The following is a 17,693-nucleotide window of genomic DNA, read 5'->3' as shown; positions in this document are numbered from 1 at the left end:
ATGCAGCCGCGGGCGCGAACCCCTCAATCCGTATCCTGCTGCGCCTTGTGCTTCGATGCCATCTTGTCCTGCTGCGCCGGCGGCACGTTGTCGTAGTGGCTGAACTGGATGGTATAGCTGCCGTGGCCGCCGGTGATGCTGTTCAGCCGTGACTGGTAGTCATTGAGCTCGGACAGCGGCACCTGGCCGGCCACGATCACGGCGTTGCCGGCCGCGGTGCGCGTGCCATGGACCTGGCCGCGCTTGGTGGAGAGGTCGCCGATGATGTCGCCCATGGCGGTGCCCGGCGCCGTCACCTCGATATCGACGATCGGCTCCAGCACGCTGGGCCTGGCCTTGAGCACCGCGTCGATAAACGCCTTGCGTCCGGCGGTCGCGAACGCGACTTCCTTGGAATCGACCGGATGGCTCTTGCCGTCGAACACGGTCACGCGCACGTCCTGCATCGGGAAGCCCGCCAGCGGGCCGCTGTCCAGCACCTGGCGGATGCCTTTTTCCACGGCGGGAATGAACTGGCCGGGAATCGCGCCACCCTTGACCGCATCGACGAAGTCGAAGCCCTCGCCGCGCGACAGCGGCTCCACGCGCAGCATCACTTCGCCGAACTGCCCCGCGCCACCGGTCTGCTTCTTGTGCCGGTGGTGGCCCTCGGCCTTGCCGCCGATGGTTTCGCGGTAGGCGATCTTGGGCGGGCGCGTCACCACCTCCACCTTGTATTGCTCGGTCAGCCGCTCCAGCGCACAGCGCAGGTGGAACTCACCCAGGCCGAACACGACGGTCTCGTTGGTGCCGGCCGGATGCTCCACGCGCAGGCACGGGTCTTCGGCGCTCAGCTTGTGCAGTACCTCCGCCAGCCGCTGCTCGTTGCCGCGGCGTGCCGGCTCGATCGCCAGTCCGTAGATCGGCGTGGGGAATTCCAGCGGCGTCAGGTGGATATCGCCGTCCTCGGTGGCATCGTGCAGCACGGCATCGAAGCCGAGTTCATCGATCTTGGCCACCGCGCAGATATCGCCCGGCCCGGCGCGTGGCACTTCCTGTGTCTCCTTGCCTTGCAGCCGCAGCAGGTGCGCCACCTTGAACGGCTGGCGTCCTTCGCCGATATAGAGCTGGCTGTCGCGCGTGATCGTGCCCTGGTGGATGCGGAACACCGCCAGCTTGCCGACATAGGGATCGACGACCATCTTGAAGACGTGCGCCAGCACATGCTTGTCCGGCACGGGCTCCGCGCGCACGGCCTTGCGGTTCTCGCTGCCTTCACCCGTATCGCGATAGAACAGTGGCGGATTGCCCTCGGTGGGATTGGGCAGCAGCCGCACGAACACATCCAGCAGCTCGGTGATGCCGGCGCCGGTCGCCGCCGAGGTAAAGCAGATCGGCACCAGGTGTCCTTCGCGCAGCGCGCGCTCGAACGGCGCGTGCAGCTGCTCCGGCGTGATCGCCTCGCCTTGTTCCAGGTACAGCTCCATCAGCTCGGGATCGATCTCGATGACCTGGTCGATCAGCGCATCGTGCGCGGAGGGCACAGATAAAAAATCCGACTCGCCGGCCGGATTGAAGAAGCAGTCAACCACCTTGCTGCCGTTGTCGGCCGGCAGGTTGATCGGCAGGCATTCCTTGCCGAAGGCCTCCTGGATCTCCGTCAGCAGCGCGGGCAGGTCGACTTTGTCGCCGTCGATGCCGTTGATGATGATCATCCGGCACAGCTGGCGCGCCTGCGCCCAGGCCATGGCCCGGCGCGTGGTCATCTCGATGCCGGTCTGCGCATTGATGACGATGGCGGCGGTTTCCACCGCCGCCAGTGCGCTGATCGCCAGCCCGGAGAAGTCCGGGTAGCCGGGGGTGTCAACCAGGTAGATGCGGGTGTCGCGGTAGTGCAGGTGGGCGACCGCGGACGTCAGCGAGCGTTTGTACTTGCGCTCCAACGGATCGCTGTCGCACACCGTGGAACCGCGTTCGATGCTGCCGGGCGTGTGCACGGCACCGCCCTTGTACAACAGTGCCTCGGCCAGCGAGGTCTTGCCGCACCCCGCGTGCCCGAGCAGGGCGACGGTGCGGATGGCATCGGGACTATCGTGCATGTTGGCTCTCGGTTCGTCCGGCAATGACTCTCAGGGCATTATTGGCGAAATTCGCCGGAAGCGACATACGCGGATGCCCGACACCGTGCAATGCCGGACGCAAGATGGCCCGCAAGTGGCGAGGTCGGCGCTCGGCCGGCCTTTGTTTCGCGGGTCGCACGGCTTGCCTGCACTGCAGCAAACCGTGCGCTGGTGCGCCGCAGCAAAGATCAGCGGCGCACGTCGTCGTGGTCGGTCGACACCGCCAGCGCCTGCCACGCGGCTAGTTCGCTTTCCACCTTGCGGTTCTTCTCGGCGATGCGGTAGACCGTGTCCGAGCCCAGCGGCAGGCGCACTGGCGGGGTTTCGCTGTCCGCTAGCGTCAGCAGGGCTGCCGCCAGCTTGGCCGGGTCGCCGGGCTGCTGGTGGTTCGCCGAAGTCATGTGCTCGCGCATTGCGCCGACCGTTTCCGCGTAGGCCGGGATCTCGGTGCGCACGCGCACGAGCGAGCTGGCATCGAGGAAGTCGGTGCGGAAGAAGCCCGGCTCGACCACGGTGGCGCGGATGCCCAGCGGCGACAGTTCCGCGTCAAGCGCTTCGGTCAGGCCCTCGACCGCGAACTTGGTGGCGCCGTAGACGCCCCAGCCAGGGTACGCCGCGTAGCCACCGATCGACGAGATGTTGAGGATGCGGCCGCTGCGCTGCCGGCGCATCTGCGGCAGCACGGCACGCGTCACGGTGAGCACGCCGAACACGTTGGTGGCGAACTGCTGCTCGACTTCCTGCGCGGAGGCCTCTTCGACCGCGCCGAGCAGGCCGTAGCCAGCGTTGTTGACCAGCACGTCGATGCGGCCGAAGCGGGCCACGGCGGCCCCGGCGGCGGCGATGGCCTGGGCTTCGCTGGTGACGTCCAGCGCCACGCCCAGCAGGTTGGCGTGTTCGCCCAGTGCGGCGGTGATCGTTTCCGGGCGGCGCGCGGTGGCGACGACCCGGTCGCCACGTGCCAGCGCGGCACGGGTCAGTTCCAGGCCGAAGCCGCGCGAAGCGCCGGTAATGAACCAGACCTTGCTGGTGGCGTTGACAGTGGTGTTGGTGGTGTTGGCGGACATGGTGAATCTCCTTTCAGGGTGCTCGGTTTGACTGCGATGTCTGATGGCGGGGGCCACGGAGACAAATTTAGGCTGGCGATGCCCGCAACACTAGGCGGCGTAATCGAGTTTCAATAACAACTACTAGTTGTGAATGAAAAGCCAGCGCGTCGATTGAGCAAACCTCAACCGTGTGGCAGACTCGCCGGCATGGACAAACTGCCCCCACTGAACGCCTTGCGCGCTTTCGAGGCGGCCGCACGGCACCTCAGCATCACCACGGCTGCCGAGGAGCTGCACGTCACGCCCGGCGCCGTCAGCCGCCAGATCCGCGCGCTGGAGGAGGGGCTGGGCGTGCAGCTGCTGCATCGCGGCCACCGGCAGATCTCGCTGACCCGCACCGGCGAGGACTACTACCGCGCCGTGACCAAGGCGATGGACGACCTGCGCGAGGCCACGCGGCGATTGAGCAAGCGCGCCAAGCGCAAGCAGCTGAAGGTGCGCGCCTACACCACCTTTGCCATGCGCTGGCTGATCCCGCGGCTGTCGAGCTTCCATGCCGCCAATCCCGGCATCGAGGTGCTGCTGACGGCGTCGCTCGATCCGGTCGACTTCCGCAAGGAAGACATCGACGGCGCGATCCGGCTGGGCGACGGCAAGTGGAGCGGCGTGAATACCTACCGGCTGGTGTCGAACATCCTGGTGCCGGTATGCAGCCCAGGGCTGCTGGAGGGCGGGCCGAAGGTGAAGAAGCCCGCTGACCTGCAGCACCAGACCCTGCTGCACTCGATCGCGCGGCCCGACGACTGGGCCCACTGGCTCAAGGCCGCGCGCGCGGAGGGGCAGGTCGATGCGCACAGCGGCATGACCTACCAGAGCTCGGCCATGGCCTATGCGGCCGCGGTCGAAGGGCAGGGCTTTGCCATCGCGCAGCGCTTCCTGGTGGCGGCGGATCTCGACGCCGGCCGGCTGGTGGCGCCATTCCGCCAGACCGTGGACATGGGCGATTTCACCTACTACCTGCTGACGCCCGCCGATCGCAAGGAAAGCGCGAGCATGGCGGTGTTCCGGCAGTGGTTGCTGGCGCAGTTTGACGCTCAGGGTTGAGCGCGCTCACGATGCCGCCGCGACCACGTGTCGCTTCTCCTCGATATCGCCGCAGTGGATAGCGCCCCGTGACGACAGCGCGGCGATTTCGTCGCGGCTGTAGCCAAGCTCGCCCAGCACCGCCTGCGTATGCTGCCCGCAAGCCGGTGCCGGCCGCGATGGCAATGCGTTCTCCTGAGCGCTGTTGATTGGGAATCCCGGCATCCGGATCTCGCCCAGGGTGTCGTGCCGGACGCGCTGCACCATGCGGTTGGCAGCCACCTGCGGATGCGCCATGACGTCCTCGTAGGTCGCCACGGGGGCGCACAGAATGTCGGCGTCCTGGAGCAACGCCAGCCATGTGTCGGTCGTGCTGGTGATGAAGACACTGGTCAGCGCCTCCACCATTGCCGCGCGATTGGCGACGCGCAGCGGCGAGGTGGCAAAACGCGGATCGTCGGCCAGTTCGGGCCGGCCCACTACATCGCACAGCCGGCGCCAGCGCTCGGGCATATAGGCGGCCACCATGACCCAGCCATCGGCGGTGCGGAAGGCCTGGTTGGGCGCGGAGTAGGGTGCCGCGCTGCCCACGCGTTCCGGCAGTTTCCCGTCGGCGCAATAGCTGGTGATGGACGACTGCTGCAGCGCCAGCGCCGCATTGAGCAGGTTGACGTCGAGATGGCCGCCCAGGCCGTCGCGCGCCCGCTGCGCGAGCTTCGCCAGCACGCCCACGCAGGCCACGTAACCGGTCGTCACGTCGACCACCGGCGCCTGCACCTTGCACGGCTCGCCGTCGGGCAGGCCGATCAGGCTCATCAGGCCGGAATCGGCCTGCATGATGCCGTCGACGCCGGCGCGATGCGCATGCGGCCCTTCCTGCCCGTAGGCGGAGATCGAGCAGTAGATCAGCGCGGGGTGCGCGTTGGCCAGTTGCGCATGGCCGAGGCCGAGGCGCTCCATCACGCCCGGGCGCATGCTTTCCACCACGATGTCGGCGCCCGCGATCAGGCGGCGTGCCACGGCCACGCCGTCAGCGGACTTGAGGTCGAGCGCCACGCCCAGCTTGTTGCGGTTGAAGCCGTGGAACAGCGCGCTGTCGTCGCCGAGCCAGCCCGGTCCCAGACCGCGGCCCAGTTCGCCGCCGGGCGGCTCCACCTTGATGACCCTGGCGCCCATGTCGGCCAGCAGCATGGTGCAGGTCGGCCCGGCGCCGATCTGCGTGAAGTCGATGACGGTCAGGCCGTCCAGTGCGTCGCGCAACATGTCATGCCTCCGGAAGGGTGCGGGATCGTTTGAATGTGCCTTGCGCGGTGGCCACCAGCACGCCGGCATCGGTGGTCAGCTCCGCCGAGGCGAAGTACAGGCTCATGCCGGCACGGGTGACCTGCGCCGTGGCGCGCAGCCGGCCCGTGCTGGCCTTGCTGAGGTAGCTGATCGTCAGCATGACAGTGACCGCGTGGCCGAGCGCGCCGTCACGGCGGGCGGGCAGCCCGGCGTACCCGCAGGCTGCGTCGAGCAGCGTGGCAGTCACGCCGCCCTGCACGCTGCCCTGGCGGTTCAGGTGGCGCGGCTCGAGATCGAGCTCGAAGGTGCAGCGGCCGTCGCCGACGCTGGCCAGGCGGATGCCGAGGTAGTCCAGCAGCGGGTTGTCCGTGGCGGGCAGGACATGGCTTTCGGTATGCGTGTTCATAGCGCCACCTTGATGCCGTTGTCCCGGATCAGGCGCTGCCAGCGCGCCATCTCCTTGCCGATATACGCCTTCAGCTCGGCCGGCGATGATGCCTGCGGCTCGAAGCCCTGCTTGCCCATCTGCTCCGCCACATCAGGCGATTTCAGCGCCGCCACCAGCGCGGCGTTGATCTTGTCGACCACCGGCTTGGGCGTCCGCGCCGGCGCCAGCAGGCTGTACCACAGCTCGGCGTCGTAGCCGGCCATGCCGGCTTCCGCAAAGGTCGGCAGGTCCGGCATCAGCGCGGTGCGCGTCTTGCCGGCGATGCCGAGCGCGCGCAGCTTGCCGGCGCGCACGTACTGGATCGCCGAGGCAAAGGTGGCGAAGGAGATCTGCACCTGGCCGCCCATCAGGTCGGTGATCGACGGCCCGGTGCCGCGATAGGGCACGTGCAGCAGTTCGGTCTTGTTGAGCTTGGCAAAGACTTCACCGGCGAGGTGTTGCGGCGTGCCGTTGCCCGGGCTGCTATAGCTGAGCTTGCCGGGGTTGGCGCGGGTGTACTGGATAAAGTCCTGCAGCGTGCGGAACGGCTGGTTGGGGTTGGCGACCAGCATGATTGGCACCGACGCGATCCGCCCCACCGGCTCGAAGTCGCGTTCGATGCTGAACGGAATCTTGGTGCCGAGGAAGGGGTTCATCGTCACCTGGCTCGACGCGATCACCAGCGTATAGCCGTCCGGCGCCGCATGGGCGACGTAGTCGGCGCCAAGGTTGCCGCCCGCGCCGGGCTTGTTCTCGATGACGATGGTCTGGCCCAGCAACTGGCCCATCTTGGGCGCAATCAGCCGCGCCAGGATGTCGTTGCCGCCGCCGGGGGCGAACGGCACTACCAGGGAGATCGGCTTCTGCGTGGGGAAGGGCGCCTGTGCCGCCGCGCCCAGGGCGGTGGCTGCCAGCATGCCGGCCAGCGCCAGGCGTGCGAATCGGGTAATGCGAGTCATGCTTTGTCTCCTGTGTGTGTGTGTTTTCAAACGCTCAGCGGCCCGTGTAGCGGGGCTGGCGCTTCTCGGCAAATGCCTGCCGGCCTTCGGTCCGGTCGGCGGTATCGCGCAGCACGCCCCAGTAGAGTTCAGTCAGCTGCTGCGCATCGGCTTCGCTGAGGTGGCTGGTCTGGCGCGACAGCCGCTTGACTGCCTGAACCGCCAGCGGTGCATTGGCGGCGATGCAGGTGGCGATGGTCAGCGCACGGTCGAGCAGCGCGGCTGGCGCCACCGACTCGGTGACCAGGCCAATGCGCGCGGCCTGCACCGCATCGATCCGCTCGCCGGTCAGCACCATCTGCATCGCATGCGCCGCCGGCACGGCCTTGAGCAGGCGATGCAGGCCGGAAACGGCGGGGATCGATCCGACCGCGGCTTCGGGCAGGCCGAAGCTCGCCCGCTCCGACGCAATCCGCACATCGCATTGCAGCGCGATCTCCAGCCCGGCCCCGAGGCAATGCCCGTTGACGGCAGCGATCAGCGGCTTGCACAGGCTCAGGTCGGTCAGGTCCATCAGCCGGATATAGAGGCCGAGGTCGGCCGCCTGCTCCGGCGCGCGGAACAGCGCTTCCGGGTAGGTGGCGGGCGAACTGCGCGTGCCCTTCAGGTCGGCGCCTGCGCAGAAGGCGCGCGTGCCGGCGCCGGTCAGGACGGCCACGCGCAGGTCGTCGCGGTCGCGCACTTCGGTGAGATGCGCGCGCAGTTCGCGCAGCGCGGTCACGTCCAGCGCATTGAGCGCCTCGGGCCGGTCGATCGTCAGCACGGCGACCGCGCCTTCGGTGTGGAGTCGTACGGTCATGGCGGCCTCCTTATACGCTCGGCGACGACAGGCTGCGCCCGCCGCAGACATAGAGCGTCTGCCCGGTCACGTACGACGACTGCGGATCGAGGAAGAAGCTGACCGCGTTGGCGATGTCGTCGGCGGTGCCGATGCGCTGCACCGGGACCGACTTTTGCAGCCGTGCCTGCACCTCGGGCGTAAAGCCGCGGAACAGCGGGGTATCGACGATGCCCGGCGCCACCGCATTGACGGTGATGCCCTTGGCCGCGAACTCGATCGCCAGCGAGCGCGTCAGGCTGACCACACCACCCTTGGCTGCGGAGTAGTTGGCTTGCCCGAAACCGCCGAGCCAGGCCCGGGACGAGATATTGACCACGCGCCCGTAGCCGCGCTCGACCATGCCCGGCAGCGCCGCGCGGCAGCACAGGAACTGCGAGCGCAGGTTGGTATCGATGACCAGGTCCCAGTCCTCGTCGGTCATCTTCAGGAAACGCATGTCGCGGACCGCGCCGGCGTTGTTGACCAGGTAGTCGACGCGGCCGCTCCGCGCCTGCACTTGCGCGAAGGCGTCGTTGACCGCTGCCGAGTCGGTCAGGTCGACGCTGGCGCCAATGGCGTTGAAGCCCTCGGCGACCAGCGCGCCGACGGCGGCATCGAGCGCGGCCGCGTCGCGGTCGAGCAGGGCCACGGCCAGCCCCTGGCGGGCCAGTTGCGTGGCGATGCCCAGGCCGATGCCGCGCGCGGCGCCAGTGACCACGGCTACATGGGAAGGATCGAAGCGTTGCGTGCCCATCTCAGACTCCCAGCAAATGGACGGAAGAGGCGGCGTGGTCCACGCCCGCGATGCCGCCGCCGGTGCATTGCGTCAGGCCGATGCGCGCATCCGCCACCTGGCGTTCGCCGGCGCGGCCTTGCAGCTGCCACAGGATCTCGACCATCTGCGCCACGCCGGTGGCGCCCAGCGGATGGCCCTTGGCCAGCAGGCCGCCGCTCGGGTTGACCGGCACGCGCCCGCCCAGGCGCGTCGCGCCGGATTTGAGCAGGGGCACGGCGTCGCCGCGCGGTGCCAGGCCGAGGGCTTCGTAGTAGAGCAGTTCGGCGATGGTGAAGGCGTCGTGCAGCTCGACCACGTCGACGTCCTGCGGGCCGAGACCAGCCTGTTCATAGGCCTGGCGCGCAGCGCGCGCGGTGATCTCGGCATCGAGAATGTCGTCGTCGGCCTCCTCTCGCATGCCCGACACCACTACCGACGAGAGCACCTTCACCGGCCGCGCCTGCGCCGGGCGGCGCGTGCTCAGCACCACCGCCGCCGCGCCATCGACCTGCGACGGGCAGCACTGCAGCAGCGTCAGCGGGTCGGCAATCATGCGCGAGGCCAGCACTTCCTCGACCGTGGTGGTCTTGCGCTGCTGGGCATACGGGTTCAGCGAGCCGTGGTAGCGGTTCTTCACGGCCACTTCGGCGAGGTCGGCAGGATTGGCGTCGCGCTCGTGCAGAAAACGCGTGCCGCGCATCGCATACACCGCGGGCAGCACCATGCCCGACTTCGCATAGAGCTCGGTCTTTTGGTCATTGCGCTGCAGCGGGATGGTGCCGCCGCCGAGCGCGGTCAGCTGCTCGATGCCGAAGACCAGCACCGTGTCGTATTGCCCGGCCAGCAGCGCGTGCCGTGCCAGGTGCACGCCGGTGGCGCCGCTGGCGCAGGCGTTCTCGACGTTGTAGACCGGGATGCCCTTGAGCCCCAGGTCGCGCACGATCAGCTGGCCGAGAATCATGCCGCCCAGCACGTTGGCGCAGTAGACCGCCTGGATGCGCCCGGCCGGCACCTCGGCATCGGCCAGCGCCTTGAGGATCGCCTGTTGCGCCAGTTCCGGCGCCAGCACGCCGGGGTGGCGGCCGAACGGCGTCATCGCGCCGCCGTGGATATAGATGTCTTGCATCTTGCTTACCTTTCCTTTTCTCGATCGTTCAGGCTGTGACGGCCTCGAAGACATAGCCCAGCCCGGCGTCATGCCGCTGCGCGTAGCGTTCGCCGATGACCGGACGCGCCGTGCCCTGCAGGCGGCCGAAGATGCGCACCGGGCCGACGAAGTCGACATAACCCAGCGCATACGGCGGCTGCCCGCTTTTGGGCGCGGGGTGGATCACGGTGAAGCTGTAGAGCACGCCCGTGCCGGTGATGGCGACGGTTTCGTGGCCGTCCGCCAGCGGCGAGTCGGCGGGCAGCGCCGGGAAGATCCACTCGCCGGTGGCACGATCACGCGAGGCAAGCAGGTGGGGAACGGGTTCCGCGCTCCAGAGCGGATAGGGCTGGTCTGACATGGCTGTCTCCTGTGGGTTGGCCTTGGCGTAATAGTTGTCGTCGTCGGCCTGCGCGACAAACGATATTTCCGGCGTTTTCGGTTGAGAAAAAGTCAAGCGAAGGGCCAGAATGAGATGTCTGGAAAGGCGCTTTGTCTGGGGCCGGAGTCAGCCGTTCAGGTCTTGCGCTGCCGCGTTGCCTCGACTTCGGAGCGGGCGATCACACCCACGCCGATGCGCCATTCAACGCCGTGCCGCGCGGGCGCGGATCGCCTTCGACCGCACGGGCACCATCGGTGTACGGATCGAACTTTCGCCGCGGAGTGGCCGAGACCTCGCCGCGGTCGAGGCCGGCAACGAGCGCGGCGGCGCCACGGTTATGCGCGCCTTCGGAGAAGGTGTCGAAACTGCCCTGCCGCTGGCCGTCGGTGAACACGTCATGCGTGCGCGCTGCCACGCTGGCGGGCGCGCTGTTGCCGGCTGGCGCGGCATTGGCGTTCTGGGGGGAGACGGCGACCACCAGCGAGATGGCGGCGGGAACAAGGGTGCGTGCGAGTTGGGCAATCATGATGTCGCTCCTGGAGACTGGTCATCGAAGAATGAGGCGGACGGTGGGTGCTGCGCATATCCCGGTGTGGTTCCGGGGATGGCGCCGTGCAGCCGCCGTTGAGACCAATCTAGGCGTGGAGCGGACGTCGCACTAGGGAGTGGAATGGCGCTTCACTAGCAACTTACGGTTGCTAGTGCGGGGTAGCAGGCTCAGGGCACGATCCCGACCAGGCGCGACAGCGACTGCTCCGCGCCCCGGCCCGCCTCCACCACAAAGTCGATGAAGCGCCGGACCCGCACCGGCATCTGGCTGCGATGCGGGTAGTACATGTACATGCCGATATTGCTGCTGCTGTACCCCGGCAGGATCGCCTTCAGCCGCCCGCTGACAAGGTCGGCGTGGATCATGTAGGCGGGCAGCTGGCCGATGCCCATGCCGGCGCGCACCGCTTCGACCTCGGTTTCCACGTCATTGAAGCTCGCCACGGCAGGCACCTCCTGGTAGATCAGGTCGCCGTCCACCTGCAGCTCCCACGGCACCATGCGCCCGGTGGCGGGGCGGCGGAAGCCCGTGCACTGGTGCTGCAGCAGGTCGTCGAGGGTGGCCGGCTCGCCGTGCCGCGCCAGGTAATCCAGCGCCGCGCAGATGACCAGCGGCAGGTCGCACAGCCGCCGCGCCACCAGGTTCTGGCCGGGGCTGGTGCCGACGCGGAAGCCGACATCGATCTTGGCTTCGACCAGGTCGGTGAAGAGGTCGCTCAGCACCACATCGAAGGCGATGCCGGGGTATTGTTCGCGAAAGCCGCGCACCAGCGGGATCAGCACGCGGCTGCCGAGCGACGGCGGAGCGGTCAGGCGGATCAGGCCGTCGTCGTCGCTTTTGCTGCTGCGGACCTGCTCGAGCGCTTCGTCGAGCTGGCGCATGCCCGGCGCGGCCAGCTCGAACAGGCGTGCGCCTTCTTCCGTCAGGCTGAGCTTGCGCGTGGTCCGGTGCAGCAGCCGCACGCCGAGATGGTCCTCCAGCGTGCGCACGGCCTTGCTGGCGGCCTGCGGGGTGACGCCAGCCTCCACCGCGGCGCGATGGAAGCTGCCGGCGCGCACCACGCCGAGGAAGAGGGTGAGGACACGGGCCTTGTCCATGACTGGCAACCAGAGGTTGGGAATGCGGCCATCATAACGCCAGTCCGGGATCACGAAAACAGCAAGGGCAGGCCCGTGCGCGGACTATTGCTCGACCAGATGCTCGATGCGGATCGGCAGCTCCCACACGCGCTTTCCGGTTGCGTGGAACACAGCGTTGGCCACGGCCGGCGCCACGCCCACCAACGCGATTTCACCTAATCCCTTGACGCCCAGTTCGTTCATCAGATTTGCTCCGAGAAACCTCGCCATTCAAGGCGGGGAGTGAAAGGGGCGCCGCCGAGAGGCGGCATTCCCACGTTAGAATGAGCGGCATGATTCGTGTCTACCGCTACCGGGTGAAGTCGCTCAACGGCCTGCTCAACAAGCAGAGCCGCGCGGTGAACTACGTCTGGAACTTCTGCAATGACACGCAGAAGCACGCGCTCAAATGGGGGAAGACGTGGCCGAGCGGGTTCGATCTGAACGTGCTGACCACGGGCAGCAGCAAGGAACTCGGCATCCATTCCGGCACGGTCAACGCGACATGCGAGCAGTACGCGAAATCGCGCAGCCAGCATCGCCGTCCTTACTTGCGATACCGCGGTAGGAAGAGCCTTGGATGGGTGCCCATGAAGGGCCGCGATTTGAAACGAGAGGGCGAGGCGTTTCGCTTTGCCGGGCATACCTTCCGCGTTTTCAATAGTCGCCTGTTGCCCGAAGGCAAGGTCAGGGACGGCAGCAACTTTGCGCAGGATTCGCGCGGGAACTGGTTTCTCAACATCGTGATAGAAGTTGCTGATATGCCGGCACGCCCGATTCAAACTGGCGTCGGCATCGATCTTGGTTTGAAGGACTTCGCGACGCTTTCGACCGGCGAGAAGCTCCCTAATGACCGGTTTGGCCGGCATGCCGCCGAACGACTGGCGAAGGCGCAGCGTGCGCGAAAGCACAAGCGGCATATTGCCAAGCTGCATGCCAAGGTGGCGAATGCCCGCGCCGACTTCCAGCACAAGCTTGCGCTCGAGCTCGTCCGGCGCTTCGATTACATCGCGGTCGGCAACGTGTCGGCTTTGAAACTCGCCAAAACCAAGATGGCGAAGAGCGTCTACGACGCATCCTGGTCGTCCTTCCGGGACAAGCTCCGCTACAAAGCGATTGCGCACGGAGCCACGTTTGAGGAAGTGAACGAAAGCGGTTCTACCCAGTCCTGTTCGGCGTGCGGTTCGAAGGACAGCACGACGCGGCCGAAAGGTATCGCAGGACTGCGAATAAGAGAGTGGACCTGCAGTAGATGTGGTGTCGTGCATGACCGTGATACCAATGCTGCGTTAAACATTCTCCGATGCGGACGTGCATCGCCAGGTGTGGGAATCCCCTGCCTTTAGGCCTGAGGATTACCCACAAATCCGGTTGTAAACTGGATTGAGCGGTGTTAACTTTCGCCCATCCTATTTATGTTGTTGCAGCGGATTGGCGATCAGAGACGACACGGCAGACTGGGCTAGCGAAGAATTCGCAGAGGCGAGTCTCGGCGATGCTCGCCTGTCGCAGCGACTGGTCGCGCTGGCCCGGCAGCTGGCCATCAGTCCACACACTTCGCTCCCCCAGGCCCTGTCACCAGCTGAACTGAAGGCGGCCTACCGCTTCTTCGATAACGATCAGGTCGATACCAACGGCGTGCTGGCGCCGCATATTGCACAGACGTTGCACCGCATGGAACAGTTGCCAGTGGTGCTGGCAATACAGGATACGACCGAATTCAATCTGACGCACCTGCACGCCACAGAGGGCTTAGGTCGCTGTACCGGTGGCAATGAGCGTGGTTTCCTGATGCACAGCCTGCTGGCAGTCAGTCCAGAGGGGCTGCCGCTTGGGGTGCTGGGCATGAAGACGTGGACACGCGCTGAAGCAACCAAAGGTAGTGCTGCGCAGCGCAAGTCCCGACCCGTCCACGAGAAAGAAAGCGCTAAGTGGATCGAGGGTCTTGCCCATCTGTCTGCGCTGAAGTCGCGCTGTGCACAGACCCAACTGGTAGGGATCGGAGATCGCGAAAGCGATGTGTATGAACTGTTTGCTGCCGAGCGACCAGACGGAGTGGACTGGCTGGTGCGCGCAGCATGGAATCGCTGTGCCCGCCATCCCCAGCGCTATCTCTGGCAAGCGGTATTGGACACCCCTGCGGCAGGCTACACCGAGTTGCTGATTCCGGCCAGAGGTGCACGCACCCTACGCACGGCCCGCCTGACGCTGCGATACGCGCCCGTTCGCCTGCAACCACCTCAGACGCGGGCTGGCTTGCCCGAGCAGAATGTCTTCGCTGTGCATGTCATCGAGGACGAACCGCCCGCCGGTATCGAGCCGCTCGAATGGATGCTACTCAGTTCGGTGCCCACGCACTCGCCTGAGCAGGCTCTTGAGCGGCTTCAGTGGTATGCGCGGCGCTGGACCATCGGTGTGTCCAGATAAGGACACGTTATCCAGTCGGTGAAAGTCCGACCGAGGCAAAAGACTCAGTCCTCGTAGCTAGGGAGGCGTCATGGCGCGAAAGCAAGATGACGGAGCCCTCCGACAGTATGCTCAGAAAGGAGTGTATGCAACGCACCAGGTTGCAACGTGCAGTGAACGCAGATGTAGCCTCGTCACACGAAAACCCGGTGGCTGAGACGGTCGATAACGCGCGAAAGCAGCAAGAGTTGTCCGAAACGAGTCCGATACGGCAACTCTCACCGGCGGGGTATCAGCGGCGACATGGTGTGAAGGATAACGTGGAAACTGGAGAAGCCCTCGGCACCCGGCGGAGAAATCCCGTCGAGGAGATGTCCGCTATAACCGCGAGTGGGAAATGCGGGCATAGGTGCCAGGGTGACGGATCGGGTCGTAGTACTGTCGATGGGCGTGCAGCAAAACGCGCCCGGAGGGAAGGGCCCGGACCGGTGAGTACTCCGTCCAACAAGGTGAGGCAGGGATGAAATGACAAAGGCATCCGGCAGTCTGCAGGAGCTGAGAAGGCGGATATATCGCAAGGCGAAGTCTGACAAGACCCATCGCTTCTGGGGACTCTTCGTGCATATTGCGAAGAGCGAAACCCTTGACGAGGCCTACCGTATCGCCAAGAGGAACGGCGGTGCACCGGGAATCGATGATCTGAGCTTTGAAGACATCGAGGCATCGGGACGCATTGTATTCCTTGCGGAGATTCAGGCAGACCTCAAAACAGGCAGGTATGAACCCAAGCCGAACCGCAGGGTAGAGATCCCGAAGAGCAACGGCAAGGTCCGCGTCCTCCAGGTTCCTTGCATCCGCGACCGCGTGGTGCAGGGGGCGCTGAAACTGATCCTCGAAGCGGTATTCGAGGCGGACTTCTGCCCGAACTCCTACGGGTTTCGACCGAAGCGGTCCCCACACCGCGCGCTGGCGGAAGTCAGACGCAGTGTACTGCGGCGCATGTCGACGGTGGTTGACGTGGATTTGTCGCGCTACTTTGACACAATCCAACACTCAACCCTGTTGGGCAAGATCGCGAAGCGCATCCAGGATCCTCAGGTCATGCACTTGGTCAAGCAGGTTATCAAAGCAGCGGGCAAAGTTGGGGTACCGCAAGGTGGCCCATTCAGCCCTCTCGCTGCGAACATCTACTTGACCGAGATTGACTGGATGCTCGACGAGATTCGCCGCAAGACGGCACAGGGCCCTTACGAGGCAGTGAACTATCATCGGTTTGCTGACGACATCGTCATTACCGTCAGTGGCCACCACACGAAACGCGGCTGGGCAGAACGCGCCCTGTTGCGTCTGCGGGAACAGCTCGTGCCGCTTGGCGTCGAGTTGAACACGGAGAAAACCACGGTGGTGGACACGCTGCACGGTGAAGCCTTTGGGTTCTTGGGGTTCGACCTACGTCGCGTGCGCAAACGAGCGGGGAACGGGTACTTCGTCCTGATGACCCCCAAGAAGAAGGCTCGTCAAGCCATCAAGGCGAAGATTCGCGACATCATCCGGCACGGAGGCTCGACTCCTGCCGTGAAGCTGATCGCGAGACTCAACGCTGCGGTGGCGGGATGGGTCAAGTACTTTCGGGTCGGCAACGCCAGTCGCGCCTTCAGTGAGGTGCGCGACTATCTGGAAATGAAGGTTCGAACTCTGCTAACGCGGCGCAAGCGACGCAATAAGAGGAGCGTCGGGTGGCGACGATGGAGTAACGAGTACCTCTACGGTGTCCTGGGATTGTACTGGGACTGGAAAACGCGCCCGCTGTCGGGTGCGGAGGTGTTCGCGTGAAAGTGGCCGCCATACCGACAGGACCCATAACCCTTGCGATGAATCTCACTGGGTGAGCCGCTTGAGGGAAAACTTCACGAGTGGTTCTTATGGGGAGGGGCTGGAAACGGGCCGAGTTCGCCGAGCACCGCGCCAGTCCTTTACCCGACAGACCTGGCACCGTGTGCTCAAGAGTGGCTGCCGTATCGAGGCCCGCCAATTCGGTACACTGGAACGCTTCGTGCGGGCCACCTCCCTGTTTGCCGTAATCGCCTGGCGCATTCTGTACACGACTCTACTGGCTCGCCTTGATGGCGAGTTGCCCTGCGAGGTAGTCCTTCAGCCCATCGAATGGCAGGCTCTGTATTGCCGCGTACACCGAACCACCCGGCCACCGGACAAAGTGCCATCGCTGAATCAGGCAGTACTGTGGATCGCCACGCTGGGTGGCTACCTGAATCGCCGCAGTGATCCTCCGCCTGGCGCCACGGTTATCTGGCGAGGCTTCTTCGTCCTCCACGAGATTACCGAAATGTTCCGCATCTTCAGTTCAGGTCCATAGGATGTGGGTAAAGCTCAGGCCTTTAGGCAGGGGAGATGGAATGAACACCGCCCGTCAGTAACGCTAGCGGGGGTTCCACGATGAGGGGCTCTCGCTTGACCGACGGCATCGATGTGCCAAAGTGAAGATCCGAACCATCACTTGAGGTAAGCCCAAATGAATGCTACGACATATGGGCTGGATCTTGCAAAGTCGATCTTCCAACTCTACTGGGTCGACCCAGAGACGGGCGAGACGCACAGCCGGCGCCTCAGCAAGACCCAACTGATTTCCTTTCTGAGCAATCGCACCCCCGGCAAGTTCGTACTGGAGGCGTGTGGCGGCGCGCACTGGTGGGCAAGAAAGATTATCAGCCTGGGCCATGAAGCCATCCTGCTCCACCCAAAGTACGTGCGACCGTTCGTGCGGACCAACAAGACCGATGCGGCCGACGCGCGCGCGATCTGGACAGCCGCGCAGCAACCTGGGATGCGACCGATACCGGTAAAGACTGAGGCACAGCAAGCCTTACTTGGATTGCACCGAATTCGCTCGGAACTAGTCGACAGCCGCACGCGGCAAGTGAATCAGATTCGCGGCTTGCTGGGCGAATACGGCCTGCACTTCGTGCTTGGTCGCAAGGCTGCCATGGCGCAGTTTGTCACCCGACTGAGCGAGATCGAGCAAACCATCCCGGCTCCCTTGTGGCGACTGTTGTCGCGCCAGTTACAGCGACTCAGGCAGTTGGACGCTGAAATCCTCGCGGCCGAGCAAGAGATCGCTGCATGGCTAAAAACCGAGCCTGCCGCCCAATGTGTGGATGCGATTCCGGGAATTGGCCCGATCACCGCCACGGCCCTGGTTGCCACCATGGGATCTCCCCAGGCTTACCGCTCAGGCAGAGCCTTCGCGGCCAGCCTGGGCCTGGTACCAACCCAGAGTGGCACCGGCGGCAAGGTTCACCTCGGCCATATCAGCAAACGTGGCGATCCCTATTTGCGCAAACTGCTGATCCATGGCGCACGCATCGTGCTGACCCGCTCGAAGCGGCGCCCGTGCTGGGCTGAGGCCCTGCTGGTCAGGCGCCCGACCAATGTTGCCATCGTCGCGCTAGCCAACAAGATGGCGCGCACCGCCTGGGCATTGCTTGCCCATCGCCGCGTCTATGAACCCGGCTATGTCAGCGCACGGCCTGCGTAGCG

At 65.4% G+C, this 17,693-nt stretch carries 17 protein-coding genes and 1 pseudogene; 6 read left to right on the top strand and 12 right to left on the bottom strand.

What is annotated here, in order from left to right:
* Positions 1–23: 23 nt before the first annotated feature.
* The gene (gene fusA, locus CNE_RS27220) at positions 24–2,078 is read right to left on the bottom strand and encodes an elongation factor G (RefSeq protein WP_013953513.1); all 2,055 of its coding nucleotides are present in this window, start codon (positions 2,076–2,078) and stop codon (positions 24–26) included.
* Positions 2,079–2,287: 209 nt separating this feature from the next.
* Positions 2,288–3,166, bottom strand: a complete 879-nt coding sequence (locus CNE_RS27215; RefSeq protein WP_013953512.1) for an oxidoreductase — start codon at positions 3,164–3,166, stop codon at positions 2,288–2,290.
* 189 nt (positions 3,167–3,355) lie between these two features.
* On the opposite strand from CNE_RS27215, the gene gcvA reads away from it, so the two are divergent.
* Complete coding sequence (gene gcvA / locus CNE_RS27210; protein WP_013953511.1) at positions 3,356–4,252, top strand: transcriptional regulator GcvA; 897 nt, start codon at positions 3,356–3,358, stop codon at positions 4,250–4,252.
* Between the two features lie 6 nt (positions 4,253–4,258).
* Here the strand turns inward: gcvA and CNE_RS27205 are convergent, their stop codons facing one another.
* From CNE_RS27205 to CNE_RS39505, 10 genes and pseudogenes are all read right to left on the bottom strand, one after another.
* Entirely contained in the window at positions 4,259–5,494 is a 1,236-nt protein-coding gene (locus CNE_RS27205) for a CaiB/BaiF CoA transferase family protein (RefSeq protein WP_013953510.1), read from the bottom strand.
* Between the two features lies 1 nt (position 5,495).
* Positions 5,496–5,921 carry a PaaI family thioesterase gene (locus tag CNE_RS27200; protein WP_013953509.1) on the bottom strand — a complete coding sequence of 142 codons (426 nt, stop codon included), beginning with the start codon at positions 5,919–5,921 and terminating at the stop codon, positions 5,496–5,498.
* Complete coding sequence (locus tag CNE_RS27195; protein ID WP_013953508.1) at positions 5,918–6,901, bottom strand: tripartite tricarboxylate transporter substrate binding protein; 984 nt, start codon at positions 6,899–6,901, stop codon at positions 5,918–5,920. The genes CNE_RS27200 and CNE_RS27195 overlap by 4 nt, the downstream gene beginning before the upstream one ends.
* Positions 6,902–6,935: 34 nt before the next feature.
* Complete coding sequence (locus CNE_RS27190; RefSeq protein WP_013953507.1) at positions 6,936–7,739, bottom strand: enoyl-CoA hydratase/isomerase family protein; 804 nt, start codon at positions 7,737–7,739, stop codon at positions 6,936–6,938.
* Positions 7,740–7,749: 10 nt separating this feature from the next.
* Positions 7,750–8,514, bottom strand: a complete 765-nt coding sequence (locus CNE_RS27185) for an SDR family oxidoreductase (RefSeq protein WP_013953506.1) — start codon at positions 8,512–8,514, stop codon at positions 7,750–7,752.
* 1 nt (position 8,515) lies between these two features.
* The gene (locus CNE_RS27180) at positions 8,516–9,661 is read right to left on the bottom strand and encodes a thiolase family protein (RefSeq protein WP_013953505.1); all 1,146 of its coding nucleotides are present in this window, start codon (positions 9,659–9,661) and stop codon (positions 8,516–8,518) included.
* A 28-nt stretch (positions 9,662–9,689) separates the two neighbouring features.
* A complete protein-coding gene (locus CNE_RS27175; protein ID WP_041228687.1) occupies positions 9,690–10,043 on the bottom strand; it encodes a Zn-ribbon domain-containing OB-fold protein in 354 nt (117 codons plus the stop codon).
* A 199-nt stretch (positions 10,044–10,242) separates the two neighbouring features.
* Positions 10,243–10,590 (bottom strand): hypothetical protein, encoded by a 348-nt coding sequence (locus CNE_RS27170; protein ID WP_013953503.1) that lies wholly within the window; start codon positions 10,588–10,590, stop codon positions 10,243–10,245.
* A 191-nt stretch (positions 10,591–10,781) separates the two neighbouring features.
* Positions 10,782–11,711: a LysR family transcriptional regulator gene (locus CNE_RS27165; protein WP_041228686.1), complete on the bottom strand. Its 930-nt coding sequence runs from the start codon at positions 11,709–11,711 to the stop codon at positions 10,782–10,784.
* 84 nt (positions 11,712–11,795) lie between these two features.
* Positions 11,796–11,936, bottom strand: a pseudogene (locus CNE_RS39505) (hypothetical protein); the annotation flags it as partial.
* A gap of 89 nt (positions 11,937–12,025) precedes the next feature.
* Between CNE_RS39505 and CNE_RS27160 the strand changes: the two are divergent.
* The 5 genes from CNE_RS27160 (at position 12,026) to CNE_RS27140 (ending at position 17,691) form a co-directional block, all read left to right on the top strand.
* Entirely contained in the window at positions 12,026–13,078 is a 1,053-nt protein-coding gene (locus CNE_RS27160) for an RNA-guided endonuclease InsQ/TnpB family protein (RefSeq protein WP_041228685.1), read from the top strand.
* Positions 13,079–13,163: 85 nt separating this feature from the next.
* Positions 13,164–14,159, top strand: a complete 996-nt coding sequence (locus CNE_RS27155) for an IS4 family transposase (protein WP_238553100.1) — start codon at positions 13,164–13,166, stop codon at positions 14,157–14,159.
* 504 nt (positions 14,160–14,663) lie between these two features.
* Entirely contained in the window at positions 14,664–15,971 is a 1,308-nt protein-coding gene (gene ltrA / locus CNE_RS27150) for a group II intron reverse transcriptase/maturase (protein ID WP_013953498.1), read from the top strand.
* Positions 15,907–16,512, top strand: a complete 606-nt coding sequence (locus CNE_RS39495; RefSeq protein WP_456236801.1) for an IS4 family transposase — start codon at positions 15,907–15,909, stop codon at positions 16,510–16,512. The genes ltrA and CNE_RS39495 overlap by 65 nt, the downstream gene beginning before the upstream one ends.
* A gap of 156 nt (positions 16,513–16,668) precedes the next feature.
* Positions 16,669–17,691, top strand: coding sequence for an IS110 family RNA-guided transposase (locus CNE_RS27140; RefSeq protein WP_013953497.1), 1,023 nt, complete (start codon positions 16,669–16,671; stop codon positions 17,689–17,691).
* Positions 17,692–17,693: the final 2 nt, after the last annotated feature.

Origin of the sequence: Cupriavidus necator N-1 (assembly GCF_000219215.1) — a bacterium.
GTDB classification, from domain to species: domain Bacteria; phylum Pseudomonadota; class Gammaproteobacteria; order Burkholderiales; family Burkholderiaceae; genus Cupriavidus; species Cupriavidus necator.
This window is presented reverse-complemented; position numbering and strand designations above follow the sequence as displayed.

What these genes read in the sequence shown, in the direction of transcription:
- CNE_RS27205 (WP_013953510.1), bottom strand. Translation starts at nt 5,494, where the DNA reads ATGTTGCGCGACGCACTGGACGGCCTGACCGTCATCGACTTCACGCAG.
- CNE_RS27200 (WP_013953509.1), bottom strand. Translation starts at nt 5,921, where the DNA reads ATGAACACGCATACCGAAAGCCATGTCCTGCCCGCCACGGACAACCCG.
- CNE_RS27185 (WP_013953506.1), bottom strand. Translation starts at nt 8,514, where the DNA reads ATGGGCACGCAACGCTTCGATCCTTCCCATGTAGCCGTGGTCACTGGC.
- CNE_RS27180 (WP_013953505.1), bottom strand. Translation starts at nt 9,661, where the DNA reads ATGCAAGACATCTATATCCACGGCGGCGCGATGACGCCGTTCGGCCGC.
- CNE_RS27140 (WP_013953497.1), top strand. Translation starts at nt 16,669, where the DNA reads ATGAATGCTACGACATATGGGCTGGATCTTGCAAAGTCGATCTTCCAA.
- CNE_RS27195 (WP_013953508.1), bottom strand. Translation starts at nt 6,901, where the DNA reads ATGACTCGCATTACCCGATTCGCACGCCTGGCGCTGGCCGGCATGCTG.
- CNE_RS27170 (WP_013953503.1), bottom strand. Translation starts at nt 10,590, where the DNA reads ATGATTGCCCAACTCGCACGCACCCTTGTTCCCGCCGCCATCTCGCTG.
- CNE_RS27215 (WP_013953512.1), bottom strand. Translation starts at nt 3,166, where the DNA reads ATGTCCGCCAACACCACCAACACCACTGTCAACGCCACCAGCAAGGTC.
- fusA (WP_013953513.1), bottom strand. Translation starts at nt 2,078, where the DNA reads ATGCACGATAGTCCCGATGCCATCCGCACCGTCGCCCTGCTCGGGCAC.
- ltrA (WP_013953498.1), top strand. Translation starts at nt 14,664, where the DNA reads ATGACAAAGGCATCCGGCAGTCTGCAGGAGCTGAGAAGGCGGATATAT.
- CNE_RS27160 (WP_041228685.1), top strand. Translation starts at nt 12,026, where the DNA reads ATGATTCGTGTCTACCGCTACCGGGTGAAGTCGCTCAACGGCCTGCTC.
- CNE_RS27190 (WP_013953507.1), bottom strand. Translation starts at nt 7,739, where the DNA reads ATGACCGTACGACTCCACACCGAAGGCGCGGTCGCCGTGCTGACGATC.
- CNE_RS27165 (WP_041228686.1), bottom strand. Translation starts at nt 11,711, where the DNA reads ATGGACAAGGCCCGTGTCCTCACCCTCTTCCTCGGCGTGGTGCGCGCC.
- CNE_RS27175 (WP_041228687.1), bottom strand. Translation starts at nt 10,043, where the DNA reads ATGTCAGACCAGCCCTATCCGCTCTGGAGCGCGGAACCCGTTCCCCAC.
- gcvA (WP_013953511.1), top strand. Translation starts at nt 3,356, where the DNA reads ATGGACAAACTGCCCCCACTGAACGCCTTGCGCGCTTTCGAGGCGGCC.